Below are 18,237 nucleotides of genomic sequence, written 5' to 3'. Positions count from 1 at the left end.
TCGACGTCCTCCTATAGATTAGAATAACAGAGCGTCAAGCGCATAACCGCCGGCGCCGATGAAGGCGACGCCGATCAAGACGGCTGCAAGTATCAAGTTGAATTCGTACCCGTTCGTAGTGTTCCAGAAACCATTTTTTGCATGCACCTTCACGATCGCGACGACCATGGTGAGCGCAAGCAGAATCGCTGCCGCCGCCGTGAAGAGTCCTGCGGCGAAAAATAGACCGCCGAACAATTCGACCGCGCCCGCCATGACGGCGGCGAGAACGCCGGGCCGAATGCCGATCGATTCGAACCAGCCGCCGGTCCCCTTAGGACCGTAGCCTCCGAACCACCCGAACAATTTCTGCGCGCCATGCGCCGCGAACGCCAACCCGACGACCAAACGAATGATAAGCAAGCCCAAATCTTCCATACATGAACACCCTCCATTTATTTTAGTTTTATTTATCTCAAAATCAAGACATATGACGAAAATTAATGCTCCTTCGCATGGAGCCCCGCTTTCTTCAACAAGAGGATCGCGATTTGCTTCTCCTCCGTCGTCAACGCACTCATAAGAGCTTCGATTTTCTTCGCATGGCTCGGAAAGATCCGATCCAATAGCGCTTTACCGGCTTCGGTGAGCTCCGCGTAAGTGATTCTGCGATCCTCCGGGCATGATACCCGGCATAAATATCCTTTCTCCTCCAGCTTATCCACCGTGTACGTGACCCCGCCGCTGCTGACGAGGATCGTATCCCCGACGCGCTGCAAGGGCATCTTGCCCTTATGATACAACAGCTCCAAAATGCTGAATTCGGCGGCGGACAATCCGTTCCGCTTCATATCCTTCACCGCGCGGTCCATTATGACCTTATGCGCCTTGGTTAGCACGACGAACAACTTCAACGATAGGTCCCGTTCGCTCATCTCCTCGCCTCCGGATATTCACTTCAAATTTGTTTATCTTAAATTTAAGATACTTACACTATATACCCTCTCCTCATGAAATGCAATACCCCAAAGCGAAAAACCCCGATTCCTTGATCCGGGGTTTTTCCTTTGTTACGTTCGCGGCGCGCTAACGTGTTTTCTTTTTCCAATATCGTCCGGAATTGTCTCCCTCCCCAGTAGTGTACTCCTTGGAGTGAACTCCAAGTCAAGCGTCCTTCGACGAACGCCGTTCCGACCAAAGCGCGTACCCTAACCACGCCAGAGCGGCTCCCATCGGCACTGCCAAGAGGCGATCGAGCGGATGCGGGAGCAGCGCGGAAGCGAGGGGCGCCGCGGCCCCGACAATAAACAGCCCGGCCGCCCCGCGCGGTAGAATCCTAGCGCGGAGCGTAGCGATGCCGAGCAGCAGACCTCCGACGATATACAGCCCCGCCGCTGCCGGCGCCAGCGCCGAGAGCGCTCCGAGGGGGACCTCGCTGGCGGCCCCGCCGAAGATGCCCATGAAGCCTTCAACGAACTTCGGCGCGTCGGTCGCGAGCAGCGGCAAGAGGAACGCTTCGGCGAAGGTGACGGCCGTCGTGGCGGTCCAGAAGAGGCTAAATACAAGGAAGCCCGCTAAGCCAAGCCAACCGGTCTCGTTCGCTTGTCTGGCGTAGATCCCCAATATCCCGATCAGGCTGAAGAGAGCCATGGCAAGGGTCATATAGGCGACCATTGCCCATGCGTCAGTAGTTACGGACGCTAGCGTTTCCGGCGGATGGATCGGCTGTACGACGATGTATAGCATCCCCGCCGCCATCGCCGCAAACCCTGCCCAACGGATCAAGTTCGAAGCTGCGATCTTCATCGATTCATCCCTTTCTTCTCTTGATTACGTTCGTTGGCCGCGCGAAGCGAGATCAACGTCAGACCGAGGTCGCGTACGCCCCTCAGCAGGCCGTGCAAAGCGGCCTGATCGACGACCGGTCCGGAGAGGAGCGTGGTCCCGTCGCGTTCATCATAGGCGAAGCTCAGCCCCTCGAACCGGTCGGCCCACCGGACGTCAAGGCGGCCCTTGACGCGAAATTCGTAACGTTCAGGCTCGCGTTCCACTTTTTCTGCGCCTCCTTCTCGATTGTCCGCGGATGTCTCTCGGCATCGTCGCATGCGTTCTTTCATGGCTTAAGAATACATGCTCATGTGGGGATCCGGCATCACCAGATGTGGTGATTGTGTACGGGAAAAAGAAAAAGCCCCGGCAGGCGGTCGACTAGACCTGCCGGGGCCGGGGCGGGGCGGGGACGCTAAAAATCACCGAGCTCCTCCGCTCGTCGGACCGCAGCCCGACGATTGTTGACCTCGAGTTTTTCGTAGATGTGCTTGGTGTGAGTCCGCAGCGTATTCAGGGACACCCCGAGCTCGCGAGCGATGTCCGGGCCGCTCCATTCGGTCCGGAGCAGCCTTAGCACTTCTCGCTCGCGTTCGCTTAGCGGCTCGCTCGCGCCGCCCGGCGAGGTCCGCCTTCGGTCCTCCTCCTGACCGAAGGCGCTCAGAAGACGCCTCACATAACTCCGGGCGATCCCCTGCTTCGCGGCCGCTTCCAACAGGGCGGCCATCGGTCGGCCTTCGTCCGCGAAGACGCGAACGTAGCCCTCCGGCTCGGCCAGGGACAAGGCACGCGCAAGCGCCGCAAGCGCAGCGGGGACGTCGCCCTGCATCTGACGGGCAAGCGCCTGCACGACGAGGATTTCGATCGCGCTCCCCGTCCTCCCGCCTTCTTCCGCCGCTTGGAGCAGGCGCTCGAGAAGACCTATGGCCGCCTCGAGCATAGCGGGGTCCGAACCCGAACGGTCGCTCTTGAACCGGGCCAGCAGCACCCTAACCAGCGTAAGGTGTTCGAATTCGCGCAGATAGCTAAGGTCGTCCTCGACGGACAACCCCTGCTCCCGCGCCCAATCCAGAGCTTCGTCCACCCTGCCCTGCCCCGCCCGCAGCCTTGCCTTCAAAGCCGCGACCGGACGCGCATTCGGGAAGAAGTCGCCCGCATACAGGCGATCCGCCTCCTGAAGCAGGTCGAGCGCGCCGTCCGGATCCCCTTGGGCTTCTCGGATGCGGGCCATCGCGACGTTCCGGCGATACCGATTTTGCGGAAACCCGGCGCGCTCGCCCGACTGCACGCTGCTTGCCAAGTGTCGTTCGGCGGCATGCAGATCGTTCCGTTCGCGGCAGAGCTCGCTCATCCCCACGTAGAGGTCCGCCGTTCCCCGCAGCTCGAGCCCGCCCTGCTCCGACGCAAGCTGCAGTCCGCGTTCGTAAATCCGCAGCGCCTCGCGGAGTCGACCTTGCGCGATCCGAATATCGGCCAGCGCGATCGCGCCTCCGACGGCGTCGCTGACGTTACCGGCCCGCTGCACGCGCTCCAAGCCGCCTTCGAACATCCGGTACGCGGTCTCGAGATCCCCGCTCGTCCAAGAGGCGAGTCCCAGAAGCGCGGTCGCCGCCCCTCGCGGGAGATCGTCGTCCTCGGGCACGAGTTCGAGCACCCGACGAGCGTACCGGATGACGGCGGGAACATCCCCCAGTCCCTGAGCGAGCGCGGCGCGGTACAACGCGATCGCCGCCGGGAGACGGGCGAATTCGGCTTCGTCCACGACTTCCGGTCGCTCGCGTCCGTCTTCCGCCGGCTCCAACCACCGCTCGGCGTCCGACAGCCGATCCTCCGCGGCCGCTGCCTCCCCGCAGGACAACAAGGCCCAGGCGTACTCGACGCAGAGCACCGGTCTGCGTCGAATCAACTCGTCGGGGAGCGCCTTCAGCCACCCTAGAGCGGCAGCCTCCTGCCGAGCGGCGCGCAGGGCCGGCCATGCCCGCTCGACCATGTCCGCCGCCCGACCGAAGTCTTCGGCGGCCAGCGCATGGCGGATCGCGTCGGCGGACGAGCCGTGCCGTTCGTGCCACGCGCTGGCGCGCCGATGCAGCGTTGCGATCCGCTCGGGCGGATCGGAGGCGAGATGCGCGGCGAGCACCTCGGCGAAGAGATGATGATAGCGATACCAGCGGCGCCTGTCGTCCAGCGGGACGACGAAGAAGTTGCCTCGCTCCAAGGCTTCCAACCGCGCGCCGCTTCCTTCCATGCCGGTGACGGCATCGCACAGCGGCCCATGCAGCCGGTCCAGGATAGAGGTCTGGAGCAAGAAGCGCCGAATCGGGGCGGGTTGACGCTGCAGCACCTCTTCGACCAAATAGTCCACGATGTACCGATTGTCTCCGGCGAACGCCCGAATGAACGCGGAGACGTCCTCGCGCCCCCGCATCGAGAGCGCCGCCAGCTGGAGCCCCGTAATCCAGCCTTCGGTGCGGGTCTCCAACGCGGCGATATCGCCTGCCGAGAGCGCCAATCCCATACCCTCGTCGAGGAACGCGGCCGCTTCTTCGGAAGTAAAGCGCAGGTCGGCGGCGCGCAGCTCGTTCAATTGGCCCCGGGCGCGCAGTCGGCTCAGCGGCAGCCGCGGGTCCTCGCGCGTGGCGATCACCAGGTGCAGCTGCGGCGGAAGATGCTCCAGCAGGAAGGCGAGGGCATTATCGATCCGATGGTCATCCGTCGCATGATAGTCGTCAAGGACGAGCGCGAGACGGCGCGGGAACGCTGCGATGTCATTCAGCAGCATCGTCATCAGCGATTCGTAGGAAGGCGGCTGCGGGGTACGGAGCGCATGAGCCGCGCCTTCTCCCATCCGCTCCTCGACCGTCTGCAGCGCGGCGACCAGATGCGAGAAGAAGCGCGTAACGTCGTTATCCCCTGCATCCAGCGACAGCCAAGCGACCGGTCGATCGCAGCCGGCGGCCCATTCGCCGACCAACGTCGTCTTGCCGAAGCCGGCGGAAGCCGAGATCAGGGTTAGCTTCCGGTTCAGTCCCTCATTCAGACGATCGAGAAGCCGCTTGCGAAGAACGACGTTCGTCCGCGGCAAGGGGATATACAACTTGGTGGCCAAGATCGGCATATTCATCACTCGATGCTCACGCGCCCATTCTATGAGTTCATACCCCTCATGATAGCCTCAATTCCGGCTTTGCACCACTCTCTTGATTTCGCCGCTTTCGAGCACGCTCGCTTCATTCGCGTCAGCGCAAAAAAGGACCGCCCTTGGATTGGGACGGTCCTGCTTACGAACGGAGCGACTTCATCCTATCTGTTTTCCGCTAACGCTTTTCGAGCCGTCGCTTGCGGAGGCTGCTCCATCCACCCGTTTTTGATCATGATGTTAGCGGCATCTTCCAAATACGCGGCCGATTCCGCCATCAACCGCGTGAAATGCAGTCCGATATCTCGTCGGTTACATAAACCTATTGCCGTGCCATAGCGGCTCAGGAACACAGACCCTAGGGACATAATGAAAAACATCATCATTTTATCGCTGAAAGGGGGTACGGTCGAGTTCGTTACTTCGGATTCGTAAGTCATTTGGGAAGGCAAATCATCTTCTCTAAGTAATGAAGTAAATACCTCAAAGTGTTTGCCGAACATTTCCTTTCCTGTAACGAAAAATTCGCGAAGCTCTTTTGATCCCGCTATTTGACTGTACGACATGAGCTTTGCGCACGCGAAAGCCGCGCCTCTACTATTAAAAACCAATTGGTTAATTTCGATAACGTTTAAAGGTCTTCGATCTCCGAACCAGCCCGTTAGAAATCCTTGATCATGAGCAAATTCCGCTCTTTCGGGAAAAGGAATCGTCGGCGCGGAATTTACCAGTCCTCTTCTTTCCAACAAATCTTTACTTCGATTGTAAAGCTTTGTTGTTAAAGAGATACAGTGAGTAAAAAAGTCGCGGACATCCGAACGAGTGGAAGTCGCCAACGAAAGACCGTATAACATTAACCCATTCTCGGCTAATGTATTGTATTGAAGAAGCGCAAATTGGTCGGAGTATAACCGTGGAGTATGTAAATATACATCTTCTTCCGTAAATCCGAACGGCAAAGGAAAGTTTTCTTGTTTGAAAATTTTTTCTACATTGCCGACAATGTCCTGCGAAATTTCCAATGCCAATTCGATAATGGAACGAATTTCTTCATCCTCGCATTGGTTCATGTAATAAGGTATGGAGAAAATATACACTAAATTATTCATATCCGTTGTCCAGAGGTTTGCAATTTCCGAAGCATTTAATTGTATTTTCATCATAATCTCTCCATTTGCAGCAATTTAAGTGTTAATGTACCCATTACGAAAAATAAAAACCGGCCGGCCGCCGCCCTCGTAGATGGTTTATCGTCCGGCGCATTCCGATTGACGCTACGCTTTGCGTAGCCCGTAAATCATCGCTTGCGTTTGCAAACCGCGGCCCGAATCTGTTACATTAATACTTACAGTTCGAACATTCAATTTCCTTGATTGAGGGGGAATTCTTCGTGACCATCTTATCCGTGTTGGACCTAGCGCCTGTCGTACAAGGCGGTACGGCGGCCGACACGTTTCGCAATACGCTCGACCTCGCGCGCCATGCGGAGCGCTGGGGCTATCGCCGCTATTGGCTCGCGGAGCACCATAACATGCCCGGCATCGCCAGCTCCGCGACGTCCGTCGTCATCGGCTACGTCGCAGCCGGTACGTCGACGATTCGCGTCGGCTCCGGAGGCATAATGCTGCCCAACCACGCGCCGCTCGTCATCGCCGAGCAGTTCGGCACGCTCGAATCGATGTATCCCGGACGCATCGATCTCGGACTCGGGCGCGCGCCCGGCTCCGATCAGCTGACGGCGCGCGCGCTTCGCAGAGGCCTAGACCGCGACGGCCAAGATTTCCCGCAGCTGCTCGAAGAGCTGCGCGGGTTTTTCGCGCCCGGTCCGGGCGCGAAGAGCGTGCGGGCGCACCCGGGCGAAGGGCTCGACATTCCGATCTGGCTGCTCGGCTCGAGCGGCTTCAGCGCACGGCTCGCCGGCGAACTCGGTTTGCCGTTCGCGTTCGCCAGCCATTTCGCGCCTGATTACTTGTTGCCCGCGCTGGAGCTATACCGCAGCAGCTTCCGCCCGTCGGAAGCGCTCGACAAACCGTACGCGATGGTCGGGATCAATGTCGTCGCCGCCGATACGAACGAGGAAGCGGAGCGGCTGGCGACGTCGCATCAGCTCGCGTTCCTGAATATTATCCGCGGTCGAACCGGATTGCTCGCCCCGCCGGTCGACTCGATGGATCCCCTCTGGAGCGAACACGAAAGGGAGATCGTCAAGAGCCAGCTGAAGTACACGGTGACGGGCGATGCGGACGCCGTGCGCGAGGGCGTCGCCGCCATCGCGCGGATGACGCAAGCGGACGAAATTATCGTCGCCGGACAAATTTACGACCATGCGGCCCGGCTGCGTTCGTTCGAAATTTTGGCGGACGCGATCGGCGATCGCTAATCAGGCTGGCGTCCCCTCCATTCGTTACCATGAAGAAGAAGGGTGAACGAACGTGGTAAAGAAAGCAGATGACCAAGCCTCCTAAAATAAGGAATCCAATATTTTAGGGGGCTTTTTCCAAAATGAAAGCAAAGACGAAACAAAATGAATTCGTAGAACATCGGGCATCCGCAACATTGTTAATGATGGTCATTATCTTGTCTTCCCTGTCGGCTGCAATGACGGTGGATATGGTAAACCCCGTTCTTGGTCTCATTGGCGAATCCTTGCAAGCTTCGAAAGCTCAAGTCAGTTGGGTCGTGAGCGGGATTGCGCTTCTGCTTGCTATTGGGATTCCTCTGTACGGCCGGATGTCGGATTTTATCGAGCTCAGGAAGCTGTTCGCTCTGGCCGCTTCCATATTGAGCATCGGAAGTTTGATCTGCGCCCTTGCTTCCAACCTCCCATTATTAGTGTTCGGGCGGATGGTTCAAGGGGCTGGAATGTCTGCCATACCGGTCTTATCCGTCGTGGCGGTTTCGAAGGTTTTTGCGGAAGGGAAACGTGGCGCCGCCTTAGGAGTTGTTGCAGGTTGTATCGGGATCGGAACGGCCTTAGGACCGATCTTCGGAGGCGTTGTCGGTCAAGCCTGGGGCTGGCCCGCTCTATTTTGGATCGCCTTTAGCCTGTCGCTCCTCATCGTAGTCGGGTCTGTCTTTGCGCTGCCGGTCATTCGACCGGAAATCGAAGATGGTACCGAGCAAACCTTCGATTTGCTAGGCGGTACGCTATTAGGACTTACCGCGGGACTGTTCCTTTTTGGGGTAACGCAAGGGGAAAGCGCCGGCTTCGCCTCATTTTCTTCCTATGGGAGTCTTTTGGGGTCTCTTCTTGCCATGATTGGATTCGTTCTGAGGATTCGCGCGGCGAGCAAGCCTTTCGTACCCCCGGCCCTGTTCAAAAACAGATTTTATGTGAACTCTGTCGTCGTAGCCTTTTTGTCCGCGTTCGCTTATTTTGCGGTCCTAGTTTTCGTTCCGTTGCTGTGTTTGGAGGTGAACGGGCTCAGCCCCGGCGAAGCGGGTGTAACGCTCTTGCCGGGAGGTGCGGCCGTTGCGCTCGTTTCGCCATGGGTCGGCCGAATATCCGACCGCGTCGGAACCAAATCGCTCGTCGTTAGCGGGCTCATCCTGATGGGAGTATCCACCTTTTTCTTGTCCGCCTTTGCCCCGGGGGCATCCCCCCTTCTGATTTCAGCGGGCGTCATGGGGGTAGGAATCGCCTTTGCTTTCGTGAACTCGCCCGCCACGAATTCCGCTATCGGCGTTCTTCGGAAAGACCTGGTCGGAGCGGGGATGGGATTTTTCCAAGGCGCGTTATATCTTGGGGCGGGGACGGGAGCCAGCCTCATCGGAGCGTTCCTGCATGCGCGAAGCGACGCTATCGATCCGTTAAACCCGATGTATCGATTAGATGCCGTTAACTATTCCGATTCATTCCTGGCGGTTACCATCGCTGTGATCTTCGCCCTGATCGCAAGTTTCGGAATAAAGAACGATTCCTGACTCCAAGGCAAAGCCCCGATGCTTCCATCGGGGCTTTCCTGCCGTATAACGACGCAGAATTTAATATCAACATGATAAATAAAGAGACACACCGTTGCAGGCGTGCCCCTTACATTTTGGTTCGGATTTCTTCTTATTAAGCCAACGCATGACGTTTCGCTTAAGGGGGACTTTTTGTAACGGCTTAATGCACGACACCATCCGCTAAGTCTATTCCTTTCGATCTCTTTCGTTTATGGAATTGCCCTTAGCAAAGAACGCCCGCGTTTCCTTGCGCGTCTGCGCAGGCAAAACACGATCCAATTCCTCCTCCAGCCAAGACAACTTCTTGCTTCGCAAATAATTTTGCATGGTTTCTTCCGCTTCGAGCATAACTAAGTTAATCGAGCAGGAGCTCGTGGATACTGTACAATCCGAACAATCGCGATCGCGATATAGATAGCCCTTATCCTTTATGTTCTGGCATTGGAAAATCGGCTTCTTTCCCTCCACGGCCTCGACCACATCCCAAAAGGAAATTTCGTCTGGGTCGCGCGCCAGTTTAAATCCGCCTTTAACCCCAGGAACCGACGTAATAATTCCCGCCTTGGCAAGTTTTGTGAAAATCTTGGATAAGTAGGTCTCTGGAATGCCTTGAAAAAAGGCAAGTTCCTTGATACCAATCGTTGATTCGTTTGGAATTAAGTAAACTAGACAATGCAGTGCATATTCTACCCCGACGCTATATTGCATAATAACACCTTCCATTATTTTCGCATGGGTAAATAGTTTTAATCTAATGGTAACCGCGCCAATTGTCAACCATTGCCCGCACCATAAAAATGGATTTGACTATGCCCATATGAAGCTGTATATTAAAGCCACATTGGATCGACGATTCCATCTGTCGTCAATTATACAACAATATATTTAGGGGTGTAAAAATGGGAAAACTACTTGTAATCAATGCACATGCCGCTGTGGATTCCCCTTCTTCCGTTAGCCTTGAAGTCGGTAATCGCTTTATTGAAAACTACCGCAAGTTGAATTCCAACGACTCGATCGAGCGAATCGATCTTTATCGCGAAGAAATCCCGGAAGTAAACAGTACGGTTTTAAGTGCTTGGGGTAAATTCGCCTCCGGCGAAGCGTTGACGGACGAAGAAACGCGTGTGACCGGCAGGATGAATGAAATTTTGCAGCAATTCAAAAGCGCGAAAAAATATGTAATTATTATGCCGCTTCACAACTTCAACATCCCTTCCCGACTGAAAGATTACATGGATAACATCATGATCGCCCGAGAGACTTTCAAATATACGGAAAACGGTGGCGTAGGTTTATTGACTGACGGTCGGAGTTTACTCGTGATTCAAGGAAGCGGCGGCATCTATACGAATAACGACTGGTACACAGAAAACGAATTCTCGCACAAGTACCTGAAGTCGATGTTTCACTTCCTCGGCGTCGAGGATTACCAGATTATCCGCGCTCAAGGTACGAACTTGCTAGACAAAAAGGATGTGCTGAATAAAGCAAAAAAAGAAGCCGAAGAAGCGGCAGCGCGTCTAGCGAACAAAGTCGATCAAGGAAGCGAGATTTCCCGATAGTAAATTAGCCGTTGAAGCGGCTGAGTTGTTGCGCGAGCATGGCGACGATCTAATGTGGAACCACTCGAATGATATTGGACTTCCCCCTGCTTTCCGAAGCGATGACAAACGCTTTGAGGTCGATGGCGCTAATGCCGCCCGCGATTTTCTTACAAGTCGCGGCGTTCCGGAAGAGTATATTCGGCTGGTATGGGATGCTGTAGCTCTTCATACGACAATAGGAATCGTCGAATATAAGGAAGCCGAAGCGGCGCTTATGAATTTTGGCGTAGGTTATGATGTGGTGGGAAAAAACTTCGACCTCATCTCCGCAGAAGCGCGCGAGCAAGTCGTCAAGGCGTTTCCTCGGGACAGCTTCAAGCACAAGATACTGCATGCTTTCTTGGAGGGCTTCAAACACAAACCGGAAACGACATACGGCACGATAAACGCCGACGTGTGCGAGATGCTTCTTCCGGGTTATAAACGGCCCAACTTTTGCCACAGCGTTCTTCATTCCAGATGGGATGATTAGTTGATATGAAGTAAAAAAGACGATCTCGAGCCGCTTATCCGAATTGTCGCCGGAGGGTGGCTTAAGATCGTCTAATAGGAGTCTTTGGGCTAGCTGCGCCAATACTGTTGATGCGGATACCGGAACGTAACCAGCTCCATCCGCTCGCCGAGGGCGAATTCCCCGTCCGGATGATAGACGTACGGCTCCTCGCCTTGAGCATAAGAGGCAGCGGCCCGGCGGTCCAAGCACTCGAGCAGCACCTGCTGCTTCAGTCCGAGGTACTCTCGCGTGTGCGGTCCGTAATTCGATTCGATCTCGCCGGGGCGGAACTCGTAATAGACCGTACGGCGCAACGGATTGCCGTCTCCTGCAGGGGAACCGTGCAGCACCTTGATGTCGTGGAAAATGGCGTCGCCCGCCTCCAGCGGAACCGGAATCGCGTCTTCCGTGCTGAAGCCATCGGGGCCATCCCGGTTGATCCGAACTTTGCACTCCTCCCGCGACCACTTATTGCTGCCGGGGATGACCCATAGGCAGGTCGCGAGGTCCGCCGAATCCAAGTAAAAGTCTACGTTAAAAATCGGACGGGGATCCGTGCAGTCGGCCGGAACTTCCGCGTCGCGGTGCCACGGGACCACGATGCCTTCGTCCGGCATTTTGAGAACCATGGAATCCCAAGTCGGAATGAAATTACGCCCCTGCAGTTTCTCGACCGAACGCAGAATAAATGGGTGACCGAGGAGCGCCTTCATCGGATCGCTTTTGTCAATGACGTACTCGATGCGGCGCAGGACGCTGCGGCCGGTCTTGCCGCCTTTGCCGTACATGTAGTCCGGGTCGTCTTGGACGCCCGCGGCGCCTTTGGCCACTTGCTTCTCCATCTCGTCTTGGATGGTTTGAAGCTCTTCTCCGCGAAGAACCCCTTTGACGACGAGAAACCCGTTATCCAGAAAAAACCGGGCTTGCTCCTCTGTAATGCAGCGTTGCGTACGTGCGTCGGCATACAGCATATCGATCTGCGGCTCGCTCATCGAATCGTCTCCTCTTTTCGCCAATGGTTTCGAGAACCATTTTATCGAAAATGACGTCCGCCGTATTTGGTCCGAACATCGATTCTTGTTGCCGAAATCACTTTCCTTTACGATAAGGAAGGAAGGGGGCCATAACTATGATCGATGAGAAAACGGAACGATCGGCATCGGACGGTTCATCGCCGAGCGAAACGATTTCGGACCTGCCTAACTTTCATTATCCGCCGCATATCACACTGGCCCATTTGTTTCATGCACCGAAGGGATGGGCGATTCGCAACCGAACGATGGGGCAATACGTCCTTCAATATGTAGTGGAAGGGAGAGCGGATTACCCGATCGGCGGTCGCTTGTATCCTACCGTTAAGGGCGATCTGCTGTTCCACCGCCCTGGCGAGCCTCATTCCATCCTAACTTTGGAGGGAGAACCGTATGTGTGTTTGTCGCTTGTATTCCACTTCGGGGCGCATGAATTTCCGGTTCATCACCTGTTCGGGGAGAAGCACCTGCTCGGCAACTATACGGGCACGGAGCTGGAGAAAAAACTGAATCGGCTGGTTCACCTGTACCGGCAGCCGGATCTTTCCTCGCAGCTGCAAGCGCAAGGCCTATTGCTCGAAGCGCTCGGAGAGGCTGCGGCAGGGCTGAAGAAGACGCGGACCGGCTCCACGGTGGAGACTCGAACGAAGGCCAAACTGCTGCTGGTGCAACATTACATCCGCGAGCATTACGCCGAGAATGTCCAGCACCGCGACCTTGAACAGATCGCCGGGCTAAGCCGCAACTATATTATCGTGCAATTCAAGCGGCAGTTCGGTCTTACCCCGATGCAGTACTTGACCTGGGTGCGCATCCAGAAGGCGAGGGAGCTGGCGTTGCAGACAAGCCTGTCCGTCAGCGAGATCGCGAGCCAAGTCGGATACTCCGACGTCCACACGTTCGGCAAAATGTTTAAGAAAAAAACGGGTACGAGTCTATCCCAGTTTTGTTCAGCGCTGGTAACCTATAAAGTTTAGCCTTATACACGAAACCAATGCACTCCTTTAAGCGACGCCGGCAGCGTTGACTTGGGGGGTGTTTTTTTGTGGCAAGACTATAATCCAAGCAATGAAGAAATAGAGAGAATATAAAGTATAAGACTATGATAAGGGGGTGGTACCATGTCGCTGAGCAGTTTAAAAAAATATGTCGGCAAATATGTGTTCGTACGCATCCGGGGACAAAATAAGGGGTTCCCTTCCTACGTACAAGAGGTAAAAGTCGTACAAGGGAATCGTTGGATAACACTGTGGAAATGTTATCGCTGCGCAGGTCCCGTTCAAATTCTTTATCAAACGAACCAAATTGCCAGCATTCGCGTTGTCGACGATCCTATGTCGCAAAATAAATGCAGTAATTCGAAAAAGACTAGTAAGTAAAGCTAGTTTCCCCTGAACGCCATTTCCTTGGCCGGTTGCCGGTTCACCGCTTCCGAAGTTCGAGGAGTCCAGCGAACGGTTCGAATATCGTTGTAAGAATTAGTCTAGGGCCTGGCGTGTGAAGGAGATCCAACGCCGATAATCTTCGCGCGGCATTCCGCCCGGGGCGCTAACATTGCCGGGTCTTATGATGTGCGCCTCTACTTCCACGCTGGTCTTAACCTCTGGGAAAATCTTGTCCCAACGCTGCTTGTTCTTCTCCCAAACCCTCGGGTATTTTCTATGGAAAGCGGCTGCGAAATCGACGATGTCCGTTTTCTTTTGCCGCTGTATTTCATAAAAAACGCGCCGGCTTGGCGCGTTACGGTGATCCCGATGATGCTGTTTGTTCTTCGGCGGTCACAGGCATTCCGTGCGGCACATACCCTGCAGCCTGGTAAACCATTTCGGAAAGCTTCACCGACTTTGAGAGCGAATTCGCCGGGGACCATCACTTCGTGGCGGCCAAGAATCGCATCGATAAAACTTTTGTCTTGATTCGTCGCAGGCTCCGGCAGCTTCGGCACGATCGGCTCCTCGCCGGCTTTGCGAAGCGTGATTTTTCCGTTGTCATAGAAAATCCCGCCCGCTTCACCACAGAACACATAGGTTTCATGCCAACATGGCGCATGCCCGACGAGGTTTAAACCAGCCACGGCGCCTTCGGCGAAACGGATAGAGCTGAACGTGTCGATCTCCACCGGCGAGCCCTGCCGATGGAGCTGCGTCTTCACCTCGACCGGAGTAAGCCCTGTAGTCCACAGCAGTACGTCGATAATATGGCTGCCTGAATCCATGAGGAAACCGCCCCCGGAGAGCGACGGATCCTGGCGCCAAGAGTTCGCGGTCCCTTCTCGCCATTCTTGGTAGAGCGAAGCGGTGATGGATGTCAGCTTCCCGATCTCTCCGCTTCGGATCGCGCTTCGATTTCGCGACGCGTCTCCCTTCCGAAGGTCGGGTCCGATTTCAAAACATCCGCTCCAACTCCTCCACAATGGAGCTCACGTACCCGACCGCGGCCCGGATCGGCGCGGGACTGCTCATGTCGACGCCGGCCAGCTGCGCCAGCTCCAGCGGGTCGAGCGTGCCTCCCGCCTTAAGGACGCGCAGCCAGCGGTCCACGGCCGTCTGGCCCTCCGCTTCAATCATCGCCGCAACCTGCGTAGACACCGTCAGGCCCGCTGCATACGTATACGGGTACAGCCCCATATAGTAATGAGGCTGCCGCATCCAGGTCAAACCCGCGCCCTCGTCCAGCTCGACGGCGTCGCCCCAAAACTCCCGCAGCACCGCTTCCTTCAAAGCGGTCAGCTTGGCCGCCGTCAGCGGCGTGCCGAACTCGGCCGCCTCGTATACCCGGCGCTGCATATCCGCCTCCAGCAGGTGGGTTACGAAGTTATGGTAGTAGGTATTCATCAGCTGAAGCAGCACCCAGCGTTTCAGACGCGGCTCCTCGGATTGCTTCACGATGTGGCGCGCCAGCAGCAGCTCGTTCAAGGTCGACGGGGCCTCGATGAAAAACATCGAAGGCCGGAAATTGACGTAGCGCTGCGACCGAGCCGCCAGCATCAAATGCCCCGCGTGCCCCAGCTCATGCGCGAGGAAGAAGGCGCTTCGCATCGTGTTCGCCCAAGTCAGCATCACATAGGAATGCACGCCGTAAGGGCTAGAGCAGAACGCCCCCGTCGATTTGCCGATATTGTCCGCATAATCGACCCACCGCTCCGTAAGCGCCGCATGAATGATGTCCGAATATTCCGTGCCCATTACAGCCAGGGCTTCCTTCAGCAGGCGGCCGGCTTCCTCTATGGTGACGGGGGGACTGAAGTCGGGATCAAGCGGAGCCTTCAAATCGCTAAACCGGATTCGGTCCAGCCCGAGGACGCGCTCCTTCAGCTTGGCGAATCGTCGCATCGCCGGAGCAAGCTCGACTCGAATGATATGAATGACGTTCTCGTAAATCTCCTGCTCGACCTCCTGCGGTTCCAGAAGCATACGAGTGACCGAGGGATACCCCCGCAGCCGGGACAATACCGTCTGCTTCTTCACTTCCGTCGCGTAAGCCGCCGCAATCGTATGGCGGTAGGTCGTAAGCGTGTGCGTGAACGATTCGAATGCCGCCCGGCGAAGCACGGGGTCCGGCGACTCCTCGTAGTCCGCCTCGAATAAGGCGAACGATACGGGCTTTTCCGCTCCGGCGCCGTCCTTCACCGGGGCGAACGTCATATCCGACAGCTTGCTCCTCTGGTAGACCGTATAGGGCGAGCCGAGAACCTCGCCGAGCGCTGCCAGCGCCGCCTCGGTGTCCGGGGATAACGCATACGGCTTCGTTCGAAGCAGGTTCAGTAAGCTTCTACGAAACGCGCCGAGCTCCGGCTCCTCATCTAGATAGCGCTCCAGCAAGCCGTCCGGCATGCTCAGCAGCTCCGAGCGAATAAAAGCCAGCCCGGAATTCACGCGGGAGATCAAATCCTCCATTCGCGCGGAATTCGCTTGAAATTCCGGATTGGTCCCGTCCTGCGCCTGCTGAAGCCTTGCGTACGTGGAAACCCGCACCAGCTTGACGTGCAGCGTTTCCTGAGCTTGGAGACAGTCGGCAACCGTACGCGCCCCTTCCCCTAACTTCCCGCGAAAGGCTTCAAGCAGGGGCAGCATTCCCTCGATTTCGACTCGTGCCGCTTCCCAAGCCGCTTGATCCGCAAACAAGTCCTTCAGGTTCCACGTCAGCTCCTCTGGAGCCGACTCCCTCGTCATCCGCACCTTCGTCCCCCCATTGTTTACGAATCCCTGTCACCATTAGTACTGGGATGGTTTCCCGTCGCTTCCATTTTACCAGACAATGGATTGTTTTTTTCAGGAACCTATCTTTTTCCTTTATCCGCAAGGTTCCCGTACCCGTTAACGCAATCGAACCCTGCTCCTTCCCTTCGCGTAGACGACCAATTCGGATGTTCCCGCGAAAAAAAACGGCAATCCTAACGAGGCAACAAAAATCCGCCAGAGGATATCCCTGACGGTTCATCAATAACGTGACTAGTTGTCGTTCATTCCCTTCCGATTCGTCCGCGGCTCGTCCGCAGGTTAGAACGGCTTGAAATACATCAGTCCGATGAGCAGGAAGGCGATCACGTGCGTTATGCTTTCGAGCCGCCCCGCCTGCTTGCCGACGGCAAGATATGCATTCGGCAGCACTTCTCCCTCGTGATTGGCGAGGATGTCGGCTTGTTCCTTCATCTTCTTCGGCAAGAAGCCGATAACGACGACTTGGGCCGCGACGTACAGCACGATCGAAGCGATATACCATCCCGTCCTGAACAAGGAAGGCTCTATGATCCCCAGAATTAAGCCCGTGACGAGCAGCGTTATGCTTCCAACCTTCGGGAGAATTTCGAGCTTCCTCAGCAGCTCCAGCGTGTGCTTCGCTTGCGATACGGTCTTCGCGCTCTTCGCGACGATCGGGAACCCGAACGCCGCCCCGAGGCCCATCACCGCACCGAGTATGTGGATGAATAACAAAATGCCGTACGCCATAGACCAACACTCCTCCATTTCATGGAATATTATGTTGATCCTATGGTAACTGCAGGAGCTTACAACTTTCTTACAGCGCTATCAAAGGGCTGAACGAATGCTTCCTCCCTATGGCCGCTCTTATATTCATGGATTTCCCGAACGTCAATCAAAGTCCGTCATTTATGCTCCTTCCCCTACCGGTGCGCCCCAATTATGTTATTTATAATAATGTACGTGTTCAGAGACCCATTGGGCGAAGGTTCGCGCCGGGCGACCAGTGACCTGCTCGACGGTCGGAGCCACTGTATAAGCAGATTTTGGAGGGTTGGCATACCATCCTAGGACGAAATCGATGGCGTCCTCTGGCGCCCCCTGCTCCCTCATACGTTCGCGTGCCTGATCTTCGCTGAGCTCGATAAACTGGATATCCCTGCCGATCATTGCACCGATAATCCGAACCTTATCGAACACTGTCAGTACTTCAGGGCCAGTCAGCGTGTAGGTTTTTCCGGCGTGACCTTCACCGATTAATGCGGCTACCGCTACGTCAGCGATGTCGGCAACGTGAATCATAGCGCTGGGCGAGTTACCATATGGCTCCCGCACAATACCTTCCATGCGAATAGACTCTGCCCACCCAAGCGCATTGGACATAAACTCGACAGGCTGGAGTAAGGTCCATTCGAGGCTACTAGCTTCTACGGCTCTCTCCACGGGTCCGTTCTCGCCATTCCATAACACCGAGACTCGCCGAACCCCTGCCTTTCGAGCCAATTCAACAATCTCAGGTCCGGTTTGCAGAGGGGTGTACCCGTCACTATTGAAGGTGATCAAGTGTATACCAGTAACGCCGTTCAGCGCAGGCGCAAGAGTCTTGGGCTCAGTAAGGTCGCCATACACTACCTCCACCCCTTCGGGTAGCTTTGCACTAGACGGGTTGCGCGTGAGCGCGCGCACATGCTGGCCAGCCTCGAGAAGTTGGTTGACGATATGACGACCGACATTCCCCGTTGCTCCCGTTACTAAAATTGTCATTGTCCATCCTCCTCTACGGGTACATAATTCCGGTTTTCTTTCATTACGTTGATTTGCCTTTCCAAACGGACTTGCGCCTCATTGAATAATCCGGAGCGAATTGAGCCATCGTTCCGGTGAGTGAGAGCCACGTCTCCGGCGTTTTTGAGCCACCCTTCCGGACGAAGTAAGCCACTCCATAGCGCCTCCTGCTAGAATGATCCGTATGCGTTGTTGAAAGACAGCGTAAATCATTCGTGAGGAGGTCACT

At 55.9% G+C, this 18,237-nt stretch carries 17 protein-coding genes and 1 pseudogene; 5 read left to right on the top strand and 13 right to left on the bottom strand.

Features of this window, described 5'->3' with window-relative positions:
- Window positions 1-18 precede the first annotated feature (18 nt).
- From FE782_RS17435 to FE782_RS17410, 6 genes are all read right to left on the bottom strand, one after another.
- Entirely contained in the window at window positions 19-417 is a 399-nt protein-coding gene (locus FE782_RS17435) for a DoxX family protein (protein WP_138195522.1), read from the bottom strand.
- A gap of 62 nt (window positions 418-479) precedes the next feature.
- Window positions 480-914, bottom strand: coding sequence for a MarR family winged helix-turn-helix transcriptional regulator (locus tag FE782_RS17430; protein WP_138195521.1), 435 nt, complete (start codon window positions 912-914; stop codon window positions 480-482).
- A 229-nt stretch (window positions 915-1,143) separates the two neighbouring features.
- Entirely contained in the window at window positions 1,144-1,785 is a 642-nt protein-coding gene (locus FE782_RS17425) for a hypothetical protein (RefSeq protein ID WP_138195520.1), read from the bottom strand.
- Window positions 1,782-2,030, bottom strand: a complete 249-nt coding sequence (locus FE782_RS17420; RefSeq protein WP_138195519.1) for a DUF8691 family protein — start codon at window positions 2,028-2,030, stop codon at window positions 1,782-1,784. The genes FE782_RS17425 and FE782_RS17420 overlap by 4 nt, the downstream gene beginning before the upstream one ends.
- A gap of 191 nt (window positions 2,031-2,221) precedes the next feature.
- Window positions 2,222-4,927 (bottom strand): winged helix-turn-helix domain-containing protein, encoded by a 2,706-nt coding sequence (locus FE782_RS17415; protein WP_138195669.1) that lies wholly within the window; start codon window positions 4,925-4,927, stop codon window positions 2,222-2,224.
- Between the two features lie 179 nt (window positions 4,928-5,106).
- A complete protein-coding gene (locus FE782_RS17410; protein ID WP_158299435.1) occupies window positions 5,107-6,102 on the bottom strand; it encodes a DUF3231 family protein in 996 nt (331 codons plus the stop codon).
- A 230-nt stretch (window positions 6,103-6,332) separates the two neighbouring features.
- On the opposite strand from FE782_RS17410, the gene FE782_RS17405 reads away from it, so the two are divergent.
- Both FE782_RS17405 and FE782_RS17400 read left to right on the top strand, forming a co-directional pair.
- Entirely contained in the window at window positions 6,333-7,322 is a 990-nt protein-coding gene (locus tag FE782_RS17405) for an LLM class flavin-dependent oxidoreductase (protein WP_238392538.1), read from the top strand.
- A gap of 122 nt (window positions 7,323-7,444) precedes the next feature.
- The gene (locus FE782_RS17400; RefSeq protein WP_138195516.1) at window positions 7,445-8,866 is read left to right on the top strand and encodes an MFS transporter; all 1,422 of its coding nucleotides are present in this window, start codon (window positions 7,445-7,447) and stop codon (window positions 8,864-8,866) included.
- A 210-nt stretch (window positions 8,867-9,076) separates the two neighbouring features.
- Here the strand turns inward: FE782_RS17400 and FE782_RS17395 are convergent, their stop codons facing one another.
- Window positions 9,077-9,598 (bottom strand): Rrf2 family transcriptional regulator, encoded by a 522-nt coding sequence (locus FE782_RS17395; protein WP_138195515.1) that lies wholly within the window; start codon window positions 9,596-9,598, stop codon window positions 9,077-9,079.
- A gap of 191 nt (window positions 9,599-9,789) precedes the next feature.
- On the opposite strand from FE782_RS17395, the gene FE782_RS17390 reads away from it, so the two are divergent.
- Window positions 9,790-10,455 carry an FMN-dependent NADH-azoreductase gene (locus FE782_RS17390; RefSeq protein WP_138195514.1) on the top strand — a complete coding sequence of 222 codons (666 nt, stop codon included), beginning with the start codon at window positions 9,790-9,792 and terminating at the stop codon, window positions 10,453-10,455.
- Window positions 10,456-10,483: 28 nt separating this feature from the next.
- Window positions 10,484-10,969, top strand: coding sequence for an HD domain-containing protein (locus tag FE782_RS17385; RefSeq protein ID WP_439116437.1), 486 nt, complete (start codon window positions 10,484-10,486; stop codon window positions 10,967-10,969).
- A gap of 89 nt (window positions 10,970-11,058) precedes the next feature.
- Here the strand turns inward: FE782_RS17385 and FE782_RS17380 are convergent, their stop codons facing one another.
- The gene (locus FE782_RS17380; RefSeq protein WP_138195512.1) at window positions 11,059-11,982 is read right to left on the bottom strand and encodes a phytanoyl-CoA dioxygenase family protein; all 924 of its coding nucleotides are present in this window, start codon (window positions 11,980-11,982) and stop codon (window positions 11,059-11,061) included.
- A gap of 137 nt (window positions 11,983-12,119) precedes the next feature.
- Here FE782_RS17380 and FE782_RS17375 point away from each other — a divergent pair, with 137 nt between their 5' ends.
- Window positions 12,120-12,998 (top strand): helix-turn-helix transcriptional regulator, encoded by an 879-nt coding sequence (locus tag FE782_RS17375; RefSeq protein ID WP_138195511.1) that lies wholly within the window; start codon window positions 12,120-12,122, stop codon window positions 12,996-12,998.
- Window positions 12,999-13,499: 501 nt separating this feature from the next.
- On the opposite strand, the gene FE782_RS33320 is transcribed toward FE782_RS17375, so the two are convergent.
- From FE782_RS33320 to FE782_RS17350, 5 genes and pseudogenes are all read right to left on the bottom strand, one after another.
- Window positions 13,500-13,709 (bottom strand): Ger(x)C family spore germination C-terminal domain-containing protein, encoded by a 210-nt coding sequence (locus tag FE782_RS33320; RefSeq protein ID WP_369127189.1) that lies wholly within the window; start codon window positions 13,707-13,709, stop codon window positions 13,500-13,502.
- 326 nt (window positions 13,710-14,035) lie between these two features.
- Window positions 14,036-14,434 (bottom strand): annotated as a pseudogene (locus tag FE782_RS33315) (Gfo/Idh/MocA family protein); the annotation flags it as partial.
- The gene (gene pepF, locus FE782_RS17360) at window positions 14,406-16,193 is read right to left on the bottom strand and encodes an oligoendopeptidase F (protein WP_138195667.1); all 1,788 of its coding nucleotides are present in this window, start codon (window positions 16,191-16,193) and stop codon (window positions 14,406-14,408) included. The pseudogene FE782_RS33315 and the gene pepF, both read right to left, overlap by 29 nt.
- Before the next feature lie 327 nt (window positions 16,194-16,520).
- Entirely contained in the window at window positions 16,521-16,970 is a 450-nt protein-coding gene (locus tag FE782_RS17355) for a DUF2269 family protein (RefSeq protein WP_138195510.1), read from the bottom strand.
- A 198-nt stretch (window positions 16,971-17,168) separates the two neighbouring features.
- Window positions 17,169-17,987, bottom strand: coding sequence for an NAD(P)H-binding protein (locus FE782_RS17350; RefSeq protein WP_138195509.1), 819 nt, complete (start codon window positions 17,985-17,987; stop codon window positions 17,169-17,171).
- Window positions 17,988-18,237: the final 250 nt, after the last annotated feature.

The sequence above is a fragment of the Paenibacillus antri genome, from assembly GCF_005765165.1.
Classification (GTDB): Bacteria; Bacillota; Bacilli; order Paenibacillales; family YIM-B00363; genus Paenibacillus_AE; species Paenibacillus_AE antri.
Note: the sequence above shows the minus strand (reverse complement) of the source record. Positions and strands in the feature narration are given on the sequence as shown.